Source organism: Comamonas sp. NyZ500, assembly GCF_016772095.1.
Lineage (GTDB): Bacteria > Pseudomonadota > Gammaproteobacteria > Burkholderiales > Burkholderiaceae_C > Comamonas > Comamonas thiooxydans.
This window is the reverse complement of the sequence record NZ_JAEIJE010000017.1, coordinates 1-14,173: the sequence shown is the minus strand read 5'-3', so window position 1 is coordinate 14,173 and position 14,173 is coordinate 1. Positions and strand designations below refer to the sequence as shown.

General features: G+C 59.6%; 10 protein-coding genes and 1 pseudogene. 7 read left to right on the top strand and 4 right to left on the bottom strand.

Going from position 1 to position 14,173, the window contains the following annotated elements; translation table 11 throughout:
• Nucleotides 1–30: 30 nt before the first annotated feature.
• Entirely contained in the window at nt 31–1,149 is a 1,119-nt protein-coding gene (locus JAO85_RS20270; RefSeq protein WP_054075354.1) for a DUF72 domain-containing protein, read from the bottom strand.
• Between the two features lie 178 nt (nt 1,150–1,327).
• On the opposite strand from JAO85_RS20270, the gene JAO85_RS20265 reads away from it, so the two are divergent.
• From JAO85_RS20265 to JAO85_RS20235, 7 genes are all read left to right on the top strand, one after another.
• Nucleotides 1,328–3,709, top strand: a complete 2,382-nt coding sequence (locus JAO85_RS20265; RefSeq protein ID WP_039050916.1) for a Tex family protein — start codon at nt 1,328–1,330, stop codon at nt 3,707–3,709.
• Nucleotides 3,710–3,824: 115 nt separating this feature from the next.
• Entirely contained in the window at nt 3,825–5,018 is a 1,194-nt protein-coding gene (locus JAO85_RS20260; RefSeq protein ID WP_370552213.1) for an alpha/beta hydrolase family protein, read from the top strand.
• A gap of 66 nt (nt 5,019–5,084) precedes the next feature.
• Nucleotides 5,085–5,927: an HDOD domain-containing protein gene (locus JAO85_RS20255; RefSeq protein WP_039050926.1), complete on the top strand. Its 843-nt coding sequence runs from the start codon at nt 5,085–5,087 to the stop codon at nt 5,925–5,927.
• A 208-nt stretch (nt 5,928–6,135) separates the two neighbouring features.
• Nucleotides 6,136–6,897 (top strand): response regulator transcription factor, encoded by a 762-nt coding sequence (locus JAO85_RS20250; protein ID WP_003063334.1) that lies wholly within the window; start codon nt 6,136–6,138, stop codon nt 6,895–6,897.
• Between the two features lie 273 nt (nt 6,898–7,170).
• Nucleotides 7,171–7,767 carry a sensor histidine kinase gene (locus tag JAO85_RS20245; RefSeq protein WP_237734926.1) on the top strand — a complete coding sequence of 199 codons (597 nt, stop codon included), beginning with the start codon at nt 7,171–7,173 and terminating at the stop codon, nt 7,765–7,767.
• 133 nt (nt 7,768–7,900) lie between these two features.
• On the top strand, nt 7,901–8,920 hold the full coding sequence (locus JAO85_RS20240; protein WP_202788853.1) for a patatin-like phospholipase family protein: 1,020 nt from the start codon (nt 7,901–7,903) through the stop codon (nt 8,918–8,920).
• Between the two features lie 300 nt (nt 8,921–9,220).
• Complete coding sequence (locus JAO85_RS20235) at nt 9,221–11,647, top strand: AI-2E family transporter (protein ID WP_202788915.1); 2,427 nt, start codon at nt 9,221–9,223, stop codon at nt 11,645–11,647.
• A gap of 18 nt (nt 11,648–11,665) precedes the next feature.
• Here JAO85_RS20235 and JAO85_RS20230 read toward each other — a convergent pair whose 3' ends face one another.
• The 3 genes and pseudogenes from JAO85_RS20230 to JAO85_RS20220 form a co-directional block, all read right to left on the bottom strand.
• The gene (locus JAO85_RS20230; RefSeq protein ID WP_012837752.1) at nt 11,666–12,802 is read right to left on the bottom strand and encodes an iron-containing alcohol dehydrogenase; all 1,137 of its coding nucleotides are present in this window, start codon (nt 12,800–12,802) and stop codon (nt 11,666–11,668) included.
• Between the two features lie 537 nt (nt 12,803–13,339).
• A complete protein-coding gene (locus tag JAO85_RS20225) occupies nt 13,340–13,684 on the bottom strand; it encodes a DUF4148 domain-containing protein (RefSeq protein ID WP_202788852.1) in 345 nt (114 codons plus the stop codon).
• Nucleotides 13,685–13,962: 278 nt separating this feature from the next.
• Nucleotides 13,963–14,173 (bottom strand): annotated as a pseudogene (locus tag JAO85_RS20220) (porin); the annotation flags it as partial.

Here is a 14,173-nt window from a genome sequence, read left to right as displayed (position 1 = left end):
GTAAGCGTCTGAGGGGATTCGAGTATTAATTCAGGATGACGGCCGCGGATGTTTGTCAGAGCCTGAGTCTGAAAGACGCGCAAGCGCCTGCGCCAGCAGCGCTATCGAGCGTGGGGCACATCCCTCGGCATCGTTGCTGATGGTCACGAAAGCGGGTTGACCGGCACCGGTGATGCCGGCAATCGTGCGGGCCAGCCGCTCCCGGGTATGCAGATCCTCGCTGAGGATCTCGTTGAACGGCTGGTGCTTCTTCTGGGCATCGGCATAGCCGTAGGCGCCAAAGATACGATTCAGATTCCAGCGGCACACCAGCGGCCCGGGCCATAGCGCACGCAGCATGTCGAGTTGCGCCTCGATGGGCGGCATCTTGCCGTGCAGGCCCAGGCAATAGGTCGCGCCATGGGTCTTGAGTGTCTGGGGCAGCGCCGGGGTCAGCAGCTCGGGGTCTCTGACCTCCACGGCCACGACGACTTGCGGATGTGCTTGTAGCGCCTGCCTTACGGCGGACAGCAGCAGGCCCAGCTTGTCCATCAGCAGGCCGGGGCGGCTGAGCAGACTCCAGGGCAGGGGGCTGAGCTGAAAGACCAGAACGCCCAGCTTGCTGCCCAGCCCTTCGAGAGTAGGCTGCACAAAATGCTCTATGGCCAGGTTGGGGTCGAGAAACGCCGGGTTGCTCTCGCGCGGCTTGCCTTCCTCGCTGCGTACCTGGGCATCGGTGATACCGGCCGGGCATTTGACGACAAAGCGAAAGTCGTCATCGACCTGAGCAGCAAATGCGGCATATTGGCTGGCCGTCAGCGGTCGCCAGAAGGTACGGTCGACACAGACGGTGCGCAGCAGCGGGTGCTGGTGATAGGCCGTCAGACCTTTTTTGGCCAGCACGCTGCTGTCGTACGCACCGTCCCAGACCAGGCCTTCCCAGCCCGGGTAGGACCAGGTCGAGACGCCCATGCGCAGCAGGGGAGGCAGTTGCGCGGCCAGGTCCTGGTACTGCGCAGCTGCAGGGGCCAGAGAAATAGCGCCGCGCCTGGGTTTGCGTTCAACTGTGTCATCGGCCTGCGGCGCTTCTTCAGTCCGAGCCTTACCGGTACCGTCTCCGGGTGGAGGCAGCTCATCGGCAAAAAAATCGTCCTGGAAGGTATCGGGCATGTCGCAATAATTTTAATGAAATTGGCCTTCCGTGCATGCTCATCAAGGGAAAGCAGCTATGGAAAGCATAGTTTTTAAGGTTTGCTTGCACTTATGCTGGATATCGAGGGCAGTCTGGCGGCATGCCTATGGCAAACTCATTGGCTTCCTGTGTTGAACGCCGTGGGGCGAATATCGAATGCAAAAAATCATTGGTCAGATTGCTCAAGAACTGAATGTCAAGCCGCAGCAGGTGAGCGCGGCTGTGGAGTTGCTCGATGGCGGCGCCACGGTTCCGTTTGTGGCCCGCTACCGCAAGGAGGCCACGGGCGGTCTGGACGATACGCAGCTGCGCACGCTGGACGAGCGCCTGACCTATCTGCGCGAGCTGGACGACCGCCGTGAGACGGTGCTCAAGGCCATTGACGAGCAGGGCAAGCTGACCGATGCGCTGCGCCTGGCGATTGCCAGTGCGCCGACCAAGCAGGAGCTGGAGGACATTTACCTGCCCTTCAAGCAAAAGCGCCGTACCAAGGGCCAGATTGCCAAGGAATTCGGCATCGAGCCGCTGGCCGACAAGCTGTTTGCCGACCCCACACTGGATCCGCACAAGGAAGCCGAGGCTTTCTGCAAGCCAGCGACGACCCTGGACGATGGCAAGCCCGGCCCCGACTTCAGCACCACCTTTGCCGTGCTGGACGGCGTACGCGACATCCTGTCCGAGCGCTGGGCCGAAGACCCGGCACTGGTGCAGAAGCTGCGCGAATGGCTGTGGGATGAAGGCCTGCTCAAGTCCAAGAAGGTCGAGAGCAAGAACGAAAACGACCCCGAAGTCGCCAAGTTTCGCGACTACTTCGAGTACGACGAGCCGATTGGGCGCGTGCCCTCGCACCGGGCCCTGGCAGTGTTCCGCGGCCGTGCGCTGGAGGTTCTCGAAGCCAAGCTGGTGCAACCGGTCGAGCCTGAACCGGGCCAACCCAGCCTTGCTGAGGGCAAGATTGCGCTTCACCTGGGCTGGAGCCATGCCAAGCGCGCCGCTGACGATCTGATTCGTAAATGCGTTGCCTGGACATGGCGCGTGAAGCTGAGCCTGTCCACCGAGCGCGACCTGTTCAGCCGCCTGCGCGAAGATGCCGAGAAGGTGGCGATCAAGGTGTTTGGCGACAATCTGCGTGACCTGCTGCTGGCGGCTCCTGCCGGCCAGCGTGCCGTGATCGGCCTGGACCCCGGCATTCGCACCGGCGTCAAGGTGGCCGTGGTGGACAGCACCGGCAAGCTGGTGGACACGACCACCATCTACCCCCACGAGCCGCGCCGCGACTGGGATGGCTCGCTGGCCGTGCTCGCCCGTCTGGTGGAAAAGCACGATATCAATCTGATCGCCATCGGCAACGGCACGGCCAGCCGCGAGACGGACAAGCTGGCTGCGGACCTGATCAAGATCGCGTCCAAGGCCGACAAGAAAATCGACAAGGTGGTGGTGAGCGAGGCAGGTGCCTCGGTCTATTCGGCCAGCGAGTTTGCGGCGCAGGAAATGCCCGATATCGATGTGAGCCTGCGTGGTGCGGCATCGATTGCCCGCCGCCTGCAGGATCCGCTGGCCGAGCTGGTCAAGATCGACCCCAAGAGCATTGGCGTGGGCCAGTACCAGCACGATGTGAACCAGAGCGAGCTGGCGCGCCAGCTGGATGCTGTGGTCGAGGATTGCGTGAACTCCGTGGGTGTGGACTTGAACACTGCTTCGGCCCCGCTGCTGACGCGCGTCTCAGGCCTGTCGGGTTCGGTCGCCAAGTCGGTCGTGCGCTGGCGCGATGCCAATGGCTCGTTCAAGAACCGCAAGCAACTGATGGAAGTGGCCGGTCTGGGAGCCAAGACTTTCGAGCAGGCCGCAGGCTTTCTGCGCATTCGCGGTGGCGACAATCCGCTCGATATGACAGGCGTTCACCCCGAAACCTATCCCGTGGTGGAGCAGATCATTGTCTCTACCGGCAAGCCCGTGGACCAGATCATGGGTCGTGGCGAGGTGCTCAAGTCTCTGAAGCCTGAGCAGTTTGCCAATGACAAATTTGGTGCTGTGACCATCAAGGATATTCTTGGCGAGCTGGAGAAGCCCGGCCGTGACCCGCGCCCCGACTTTGTCGTCGCCCGCTTCAATGATGGTGTGGAAGACATCAAGGATCTGAAGGAAGGCATGACGCTGGAGGGTACGGTCAGCAACGTGGCCCAGTTCGGCGCGTTTGTGGACTTGGGCGTGCATCAGGACGGGCTGGTGCACGTGAGCCAGATGAGTCACAAGTTCATCGAAGATGCGCGTGAAGTGGTAAAGACCGGCCAGATCGTCAAGGTCAAGGTGCTGGAGGTCGATGTGGACCGCAAGCGCATCAGCCTGACCATGAAGCTGGACGCTGCGCCTGCGCGCCGAGATGGCCCGCGCGACAACCGCTTTGAAGGCGCTGGTCGTGGCAACAACTACGGCGCCGGCAACCGTGGTGGCTATGCGCAACCCCAGCGTGGCAGCCAGCCCACACAGCAAAACGCCATGGCATCAGCCTTTGCGAAGTTGCAGGGACTGAAGAAATAATCTCCTACCGGGCCGCCACTTAATTCATATTACAGGCGGCCTTTTTTGTGGGAGCACATCAATGCGCAAAGCGAGAGGGCGGGTGATACTACCGGCCATAGGGGTGGCAATCTTGGTGGTCTTTATTGGCACCAAGATGGCATCGCGCGGCTGGATATCGTTGGACAGAATCAAAGACAAGGCCCATGCCCAGCAGCCTGCAGCCTTGGTCTGGCCACCAGCCCTGGCACCAGAGAGCGATGACTTTTGTCATACCGTCAAGCTCAATCTTGCCCAGGTTGACAAGGCCCAGGAAGAGGGCATCAACATAGATCAGCAGCGGCGCTGCATCACGCGTGCAGCGATGGCAGAGCATGAGATGGCCAAAGTGCGTCACGCTGCCGCGCGCAAGCAGCACGCGAGCCAGCGCGCGGAGCAGGTGCAGATCGAGCAGGTGGTGGATCAACAGATCGCTTCCGGCGAAATCGCTCTGCAGAACCTGATGCAGGCTCGCGCAGGCAAGACAACACAGATTGCGACAGCCTTGTTGCCGGCGGCCCATAAGCCTATCCAGCCGATGCCGACACCGCCTTCTCAGCTGTTTGTTCCCATGAGCTATCGGAGCGGGGATCTGAAACTCAATGCCTTTGTCACCCCGGACCCCAGAGATGGGAGGAAGCAGCCTTTGATGGTCTGGCTGACGGGGGGAGATACCAATAGCCTGGACGATTTCTGGAGCGAAGGGCCAGCCGCCAATGATCAAAGCGCCAGCGCTTTTCGCAAGGCTGGCATGGCGATGCTGTTTCCCACATTGCGCGGCGGCAATGACAATCCCGGCCAGCGTGAGTATTTCTGGGGGGAGGTGCAGGATGTGGCTGCAGCCATCCTGCAGGCCGCACAGCTGTCTTATGTCGACCCGGCACGCATCTATCTCGGTGGGCACAGTACCGGCGCCACGCTGGCCTTGCTGACGGCGACGACAGGCTTGCCCGTTCAGGGGGTGTTCGCGTTTGGTCCGGTGGACGAGATCGGCGGCTATGGCTGGCCTGTGAGATGGGGCTTGATCTCGGCGGATGAAAAGCGCTTGCGTTCGCCCGTCTACTGGCTGCATGCCATAAAGAGCCCGACGTGGATCATCGAGGGCAGCAAGAGCCCCGGCAATATCAACAGTCTTGACAATATGTGCGCCGCACGAAAATCGAATCAGCTGCACTGTGTCTCGGTTCAGGGGGCTGATCACTTTTCCGTGTTACAACCCCTGACACGCAAGCTTGCCAGCCAGCTGGTCATGGGCCAGCCAGTGCAACTGAATCGAGATGAAAAGCTCTGACCTTCCTATGGGCCCACTCGTGTTCATTTCGTGGTGGCGACAGCCTTGCCACTGCCTTTGATCCAGATGAGCCGCGTCAAACCATTGAGCCTGTCAACGTTGCTGGAGCAGCATGTATTGCTGCCAAGCCAGCCGCGCGTCGTTGCGCTGCTGTCGAGTGAGCTGCGCAAGCCGGAGCCCGGCATGCGCAGCCTGGTGCAATTGTTTTCCACCGATCCGGTCCTGACCGCTCGTCTGCTGGCCGCGGCCAATGGGCCAGCGCATCTGCTGGGGCAACGCGTGCACAGCATTCCCGAAGCACTGGTGCTGCTGGCGCCGGTTCAGTTGCGGCAATTGGTGCAGAAGGCGGCTCCAGTCAGCGCATCTCATGTTTCGGCAGGCTGGAGTCTGGCGAATTTCTGGCGCTACAGCCTGGACACGGCACGCATGGCGCGCGCGCTTGCAATGTCGGTTCAGGCCAACGCCTCGCAGGCCTATGCGTTGGGACTGCTGCATGGCCTGGGAGAGCTGTTGCTGCAGGCTGCCGACCCTGACACTTTCTTCAGGCTTTCCGAGTTGCTGGAGCCCATGCATCCCAAGCGCCCCCAGGTGGAAATGCAGCTGATGGGCTATTGCTCGGGGCAGATTACGGCCCATCTGGCGCGGCAGTGGAATTTTCCGGAGCAGATCAGCGATGCCTTTCAGTTCATGCATGCGCCGATGGAGCAGCCTGTATTCGAGCCTTTGACGGGGGTACTGCATCTGGCCATCTGGCGGGCATCGACCCGCGCGCTTAACTGGGGTGAGCGCCAGCTGGCTGTGACTTTCCCTGCCGAAACTGGACTGGCGCTGAGCATGGACATCGACATGGTGCTGCGTCAGGCATCCATCGACTGGCACGCGGCAGGCTCTCTGGATGTTCAGTTTTAGGGCTCCTGGGCGCCTGTGACGGGGAGTCGGCGGTTTTGAGTAGGTGTCGTCAGAAAACCGTGATTACTCAAATTGCATTTTTTCTTACGCTGAGTTGCAGTTTTAATTGCTAAAAACTATCTAATGACGCGCTGGGGAGTTTTTATCTATATGGTGTCTTGAGCACCATCCTGAGTCCCCGGCAGGCAACTCTGGCCAGGAGAGAGAAATGGACCCGAACGGTGCAAACAACTCTGGTGATGCCTTGATGCTCCGACCCATGGCTGTGGAGCTCGGTAGTCCTTCCATGTGGCCCGATCATATGGTGGGGCAGCCCGACAAGCCCGTCAGAGTGCTGTTGGTGGACGATGATGCGCATCTACGCATGGTGATCGCACAGGAAATCATGAATGATCGACGCACCATGGTGGTTGCTCAGGCGGACAACCTCAAGGATGCAAGAAAAGCCATTCGTCAACATGAGTTTGATGTCATGTTGCTGGACCTGAAGCTGGGGGCTGACGATGGTCTTGAGTTGATCGAGGTGATGAAAAGCCAACGCCCGCAGGCCGAGGTCATTGTGGTTTCGGTGGTGGAGACGGAGGAGCAGGTGTTGCACGCCTTCGAGCTGGGAGCAACCGGCTATCTGGTCAAGAACTCCTGGTTTGGCAACTATCCTCAAGCGGTGCTGCAGGTCGTCAATGGCGGTGCATCCATCACTCCCAGTCTCGCCAGGCGGCTGTTGCAGCGGTATGACAAGCGGCCGGCTACCGGGGCTGTTCCGGGGTCCGGTATGTCCGACAGGCTCTCCAGCCGCGAATGCGAAGTCTTGCGCATGGTGGCCAGTGGCAATACCAGTGCAGAGATCGGCGTGCAGTTGGAGATCAGCACCATGACGGTCAACACGCACATCAAGAACATCTATCGCAAGCTCCAGGTGCGCACCCGAGCACAGGCCGTGCGTTTCGCCTACTTGCGTGGCTGGTTCTAGGCGCCAGTGTCTGCGAACGCTTTCACCATGTCCTACGTCTGGCAGCTGGTTCTGTGGAGTGTTCAGCTGCTGCTGTGGCTGCCCTGGCTTTTACAGCCTGGAGCGGTGTTCAATTCAGCTCCCTGGTGGACTGCTGCGCTAGGCGCGGCAGGCAGCATGGCGGCTGTCGTCTGGCTGTTGCCTCTGGCATATCGCAGCGTGCTGTGGCGCAGACGTAAAAGCGCACGTCCATCGAGAGAGGTACAGCTGGAGCGCAGGCGCATAGCGGAGGCATTGCATGACGATATCGGCAGCCAACTGGTGCAGCTGATCAGCCTGGCAGGGCTCGGCACGGACCCGGCGATTCGCAGCAACGCAGAACAATGCCTGCTCGATCTAAGGCTGATTGTTGATTCCATGGATAGCCGAAATGAACCCCTGGGCGTCCTTCTTGCGCGTTTCAGGCACCGGCTGCAACCTGTGCTGGATCATCGAGGCATGAATCTGCACTGGGATGTTTGGGACCCGGAGATGTCTGGCGATGCCGGCAGTCTGCCATGCGGCGCCATGGCCGAGGAAATCATGGCAGTGGTGAAGGAGGCTGTGAGCAATGTGCTGCAGCACACTGACGCGCTTGAGCTCTGGATCACGCTGGCTGCCGACGAACAGTGGAAAAGTGCTTCAAATGTTTCAGATGCCTCCTTTGTGCATGCTCGCCTGAGCATTGAGGATGCGGGGCCCGTCAGACCGGCTGATGGCAGGCAAATCCCGGGCTTAGCATCTGCTGGCATGGGGTGGGTCAATATGCGCCGCAGAGCGCTTGTCATGGGGGCGAAACTGAGCATCTCCGCTCGGCCCGGTGGCGGCACCTCGGTCACGCTCAACTGGTGAAGTCGCCGAGCTGATCGCGAGCAACGGGGCTTGCAAGCACAATGCCCACATGACGTCATCCACAAGAGCATTGCGAATCTATGCCGGTCTCAAGGCGCGGCAATCTATAGAGCGGCGGGGCTTGCAGCCGGATATGGTCAGAGCCATACCGGCGGCGGCAGGCGGTCCCAAGGGCTTGATTCTCGGACCTCTGGATCGCTTCATCTTTGGCCAGTGGTTGCAGGCCAGCGCGCAGCCGGTGGATCTGATTGGAGCCTCCATTGGTGCCTGGCGCATGGCAACGGCTTGCTTGGACGCACCAGTGGAAGCCTTTGAGCGACTGGAGCGTGACTATATTGCACAGCGCTTCGATCCCCCCGAAGGGCAGAGGCGCACGCCGTCATCGCTGGTCAGTGAGCGGTTTGCGCAGTCGCTGCAGGATTTTTACGGGGGGCGCGTGGGTGAGGTTCTGGCGAATCCGCGCTATAGGCTGCATGTGATCGCCGCCCGCGGGCGTGGCCTGCTGTCACGAGCATCGCCCTGGCGCACTCCATTGGGCTATGCGGCCGCGTTTGCAGGCAATGCATTGCATCGGTCGGCATTGGGCTGCTTGCTGGAGCGGGTGATCTTTTCCTCTTCTGCAAGCGATGCCGTGCATGCTCTTCCCTTTGGTGTTGAGGACATTCGGTCTGAGCAGACCCGGCTGACGGAGAGTAATTTCATGGATGCCTTGCGAGCCAGTTGCTCCATCCCTTTCGTGCTGGATGCCGTGCAAGACATTTCAGATGCTCCCAAAGGGGCCTACTGGGATGGCGGCATTACCGACTATCACATGCATCTGGATTATCTGGCCTCTCGTAACGGCGATGGGGTGGTGCTATATCCTCATTTTCAGAAGGCGGTGATTCCTGGATGGTTGGACAAGGGACTGAAATGGCGTCATGGACCGAGTTCGTATCTGGACTCGATGATTGTGCTGGCCCCTGATCCCGCCTGGGTGGCTTGCCTGCCGAACGCCAAGTTGCCGGATCGGCACGATTTTCTGAGCTATGGCACAGACCATGATGCGCGCGCCAAGGCCTGGAATGCCGCGGCGGTGGCCAGCCGGCAACTGGCCGATGAGTTTGCTCAGTGGCTGCATGCACCTGATCCGGGTCGAGTCGAGGCTCTATAGCGCTTTTTTGCAATTTACGACAAAGCCTGACAGCAGAGGGGGGCAGAGCCAGTTGGAATTCTGGATGAGCGCACTTTGTCTCAGAAAATCATAGACAACAGTCCATCAAGGATGCCAATGTCAGAGAACCGAAACGAGCATTCCCCGTCCGATGAGTCGTCTGCAATCCCCGAGGTCAACTTTGGCGCGGTTGCGCCAACCAAGCCGTATGCGGGGGCACCGGTCGAAATCGAGACTTTCTCGCGAGAGGCGGGTTCGGCCGGAGAGGGCCGGCAGCCAGCTCCCGGTTTGTGGGAGGGCATGGACAGACGAGCCAGGGCCAACGTGCATCCGGGGCTTGTGCATCTGGCAGAAATGCTGCCGGCCCTGCGTTTGCTCATCGGGCTGATGATTGCTTCCATCGTGATTCTTGCCCTCTATTTCGGGCGGGACATGCTGATTCCACTGGCCCTGGCAATGCTGTTCGGCTTTTTGCTCGACCCTGCTGTCAGCAAGCTCAAGCGCTGGGGGCTGCCGCGAATGGCTTCGGCCATTGTGGTCGTGGCTTTTTCTCTGGCGGCACTCGGCGGCTTGGGCATGTATCTGGGTAGTCAGGTGCAGCAACTCAGTGCCGATCTGCCGACCTATCAATCGACGATTCGCGACAAATTGCGCAGCCTACGCAAGAGCGCAAACATGCCCAGCGCCTGGGATGGCGTTTTCAAGACCTACAACACCGTTGAGAAAGAGATTGCCAGCGTGGACAACGCCAGGGCGCGGGTGCAGAAAGTGGAGGTTCAGCCTCCCGAATCCAAGCCCACTACACGGATGCTGCAGTGGCTGGGGCGTATTGCCGAGCCGGTGACGACCGCAGGCATCGTGTTGCTGTTTGTCATATTGATTCTGCTTGACAGGGACGAGCTGAGGGATCGGTTGCTTAGGCTGGTGGGGGGCAACCTCAATGTGGCCACCGATGCGCTGGATGAGGCCTCGCAGCGCATTGGCAAATATCTGCGCATGCAGTTCATCGTCAATGTCAGCTATGGCGTGCCACTCGCCATGGGATTGTTGCTCATTGGTGTGCCAGGGGCGATTCTCTGGGGGGTGCTGGGCGCCATCATGCGATTTGTGCCTTATGTGGGCCCGATGATGTCTGCGGTATTTCCGCTGGCGCTGGCCTTTGCGGTCGATCCCAGCTGGGATATGTTTTTGATGACTCTGGGCCTGATTCTGCTGCTGGAGCTGATCAGCAACAATGTGATCGAGCCGTGGCTATATGGCTCAAGTACAGGTTTGTCGACCTTGTCAATCATTGTTGCCGCAACCTTCTGGACAGCGCTTTGGGGGCCGATCGGCCTGATTCTTTCCACACCTTTGACGGTGTGCCTGCTGGTGCTGGGGCGCTACATCCCTTCGCTCAAATTCATGGAGGTATTGCTGGGCAGCGAGCCTGTTCTCGGGCCGCAGCAACGGCTGTACCAGCGTCTGCTGGCCGATGACGCTGATGATGCCATCAGCATGGCCGTACAGTCCGTGGAGGAGCGTCTGCTCTCGAAGCCCAACCAGGATGACAGAGCCAGTGCCGTCAGCGGGTTTTATGATGAGGTTGCCATTCCTGCTCTGCGTATTGCGACCCAGCAGCATCTGGAGTCGGCAACGGCCGAACATCGCTTGCGTCTGTCCAATGGCATGGCAGCCTTGCTTGATGAGTTGCAGGACCAATATGCATTTAGAAGCAGTGGCGAGCATGCCCAGGCGGCTCCCGGTGAAGGTGATCAGCGTCGATGCCTGCGCATCCATTGCGCGGGTGTGCGCTGGGAGGTGGATGCCCTGGGCGCAGCCATGGTGGCCCATGCAGAGAGTTTGCATGGTCATGAGGTTAGCTGCTCCGGATGGGCGCTTGCCCCGGACTCGAAGTCCTTGCAGTTTGATGCCAATGGCTTGTTGGCGGATCGCGAGTGGGTTCAGGCCGTGAAGCAATCGGATCTATTGGTGCTGTCGATCTTCAATCACCAGCCACAAAGCATGGCGAGACGCATTGTGCGGCGCATTCGCCGCCATTGGCCGGGTGCACGAGTGGTGCTGTGCCTGTGGAATGCTCCAGCCGTGGCAGCTGACCCCGAGTTTGCCCGACAGACAGGAGCGCAGGCCTGCGTTACCAGTCTGCGTGAGTTGCATCTGTGGGTAGAGGCCATGCAGGTTGGAGATCCCGGCGAGTGTGTGATTGCTGCCCCGATTCCCGATGACGATGAGCAGCGCGTCAAAATGCTGCATGAAAGCGGAGTGCTGGCACCAGCATTGACAGCGCTATATCGCGATACGGCCAAGAAGGCCGTCAACGCTTTCAACACCAAGTGGGCTCAAGTTTCCTGGGTGGATGCTGAACGTGTCTTTGCGCCGGGCAGTCTGCTGCCGCTGTCAGCGCAGGAGGGCGCTCAACAAGGCGTCCCTCGTGATGGCACGGTGTGCTCCTATGTCGTGTATGAGGAAGAGGCCATTGTGGTCGGAGACTTGGCGCGAGACCCCCGATTTGCAAGCGACTCGGTGGTGCATAGCCTTAAGCTGCGCTTTTACGCGGGTGTGCCTCTGGTGGACAAAAAAGGCAATGTGCTGGGCTGCCTTTCCATACTTGATGACGAGCCTCGAAACATGTCCGACGATGAGCTCGAGGTGCTCAGCAGCATGGCGAGGCAATTGATGGACGATGTGCGCGAAGCGCTCAAGCAGAGCCCTGTCGTTGAGGCTTGAGCACTGTGTGCAGTGCTGTCAGAGCGAGGTGCTGAGCATCTGCTCATAGTCCTGTGCGGATGCCAGCCGTGGATTGGTGGCGTGGCAGTGGTCCTTGAGTGCGCCGCTGATGATTGCATCAAACTGCGCGCGCTCCACGCCCATGGCAGCCAGACCCGATGGCAGGTTCAGGCGGGCATTCATATCTCGAATCGCGTCGGGGATATCGCTTCCGCTGCTGAGACCCATGGCATGTGCCATGCGGTTGAGGCGGTCCTCGCGCTGAACGCTTTCGGCTTCGGCATTGAAGCGCACGACTGCGGGCAGGAACATAGCGTTGAGCGTGCCGTGGTGCAGGCGCGGGTTGATGCCGCCCAGGCTGTGACTGAGGCTATGCACGCAGCCCAGCCCTTTCTGAAAAGCCATGGCCCCTTGCATGCTTGCGCTCATCAATTGGCGGCGGGCTTCCGCGTCGTTGCCATTGAGCATGGCCCGCTCGATATGCGCCCAGCCCCGGGTCAGCCCGTCCAGGCCAATGCCGTCAGCTGGTGGATTGAAGGCCGAGGCCATAAAGGTTTCCATGCAATGGGCTATGGCATCCATGCCGGTTGCTGCCGTCAGCATGGGGGGGAGGCCAAAGGTGAGCTCGGGGTCGCAGATGGCAGCCTTGGGCACCAGATGCCAGCTGTGAAAACCCAGTTTGCGATGGTCGTCCACGATGATGATGGCGCCACGCGCTACCTCGCTGCCTGTGCCGCTGGTGGTGGGGACGGCAATCAGCGGTGCAACTCGCTCCGTAATACGAGGCGAGCCGCCTTCAATCGTCGCGTAGTACGAGAGCGGGCCTTCATGCGTAGCTGCAATTGCCACGCCTTTGGCGCAGTCAATGGCACTGCCTCCGCCCACAGCGATCAATCCATCGCAGTTCTGGGATCTGTAGATTTCAGCCGCAGCGCGCACCGCCGCTTCAGTGGGGTTGGAAGGAGTCTGGTCAAATACTGCATGGGGCAGGCCGCCCAGTGCATTTATGGCTTTTTGCAAGATTCCTGCCGCCTTGACGCCGGGGTCGGTCACGATCAGCGGCTTGCTGATACCGACACGCTCGCATTCCTGGCGCAGCATTTGAACGGCGCCAAAGTCAAACTGGATCTGAGTCACGTAATTGATGAAGGCCATGTTCTGTTTGCTCAGTAAAAAGGGAGTCTTGGCAATCTAGAAGCCTAGAAGCCGAATGCGGCCACGCAAAGACAGCAAACCCTAGGGGGGTGGAAAAATCGTCTCCCAGGGGACAGGGGGTGTTCTGGGCAGATTCGATCACGCCACCCCTTTAGATGCCAACCTGAAGCACTGATGTTTCATACCTTCATGGCAAGACAATCCGTTAACAAAGAACTGTGGCGATGGCTGTAGCCCTAATTCCAGCCTGCGCACCTAAGCTATCTGTGAGCGATAAAGCTTGATGTGAGTTGCGCTTTGCCAATTGAAGGGCACTGTCTGCTGCTCGCCCGCCCCCGTTGGTTGGTCTTCAAGAACGGCTCAGGGGGCGGCGATGATCAATTGAAGGAAGCGGATAAAGGCTTGGATTGGGTGATGCCGGCAATCCAAGCATTGATCATCGCCACTCGGCCGGCAGCATGGGGCAGTTGCTGCCGGTAGTCAGATCAAGCATGCCGGTCAAGGAAGACCGGCGCCCCAACAAGGCCTCTATAGGTCTCAGCGGGCGATGGACTGCAAACGAGCTTCCCGTGCTGCTGGAGATTCGCGCAGCAATTCGTTGATCACTTCCTCGCGTGTTTTACCGGGACCTGCAGGGGGGGCAAAGTTGGGGAAACTGCTTTCTCCATACGACAGGCGACCGTTCTTCATCGCATCTGCAGTTTCGGCCCTGACTTGATCACGCGTCTTCTGACTCACGAAATGTTCGGGGTGAATAGTCACGCCTTGCTCGTTATTGGCTGGGTGTTCATAGGCTGCCGAAGCCATCCCCGGCATGGCTAGTACAGCTACTGCTGCTGCGCTTGCAAATATGGACGCGATGGAGAGACGACGTTGAGACATGGTGGGAGCTCCTAAGAAAGTCGGTGAAACACAATCTCCCAGGCCTTGATAAAGGTAAGGAGGAGATGTGTGGATCTTAGAAATCCGACCCCAACAGAAGCGGGACAGCGCGGTGACATTGTTGTCAGCTTCTTCTCATGCCGACCTGGACTGCCCTTGGGCAGGTAGATATGTCCGGTCTATGTGGGTGAACGAGCCTCTCATGAGGAACTGTTGCCTCTTTTGAGAAGCGGGTGCAGGCCACCAGGCTACCCGCACCCGCTGTATTGGCTCCGGCTTTAGAACGTATGGCGCAGACCCATGCCAAAGCCAGTCTGGTTGACGCCAGGCAGCGGTGTTCCACCAGCTTGAGCGCTGCTTGCTCCAAAGGCCGCATTGCCGCTGTTCTTCATATAGCCCAGCGAGGCATAGGCCGCAGTGCGCTTGGACAGGTTGTAAGTACCGCGCAGTACCAGCAACTGACCCTTGTCCGCGTTGTCCTTGTACTTG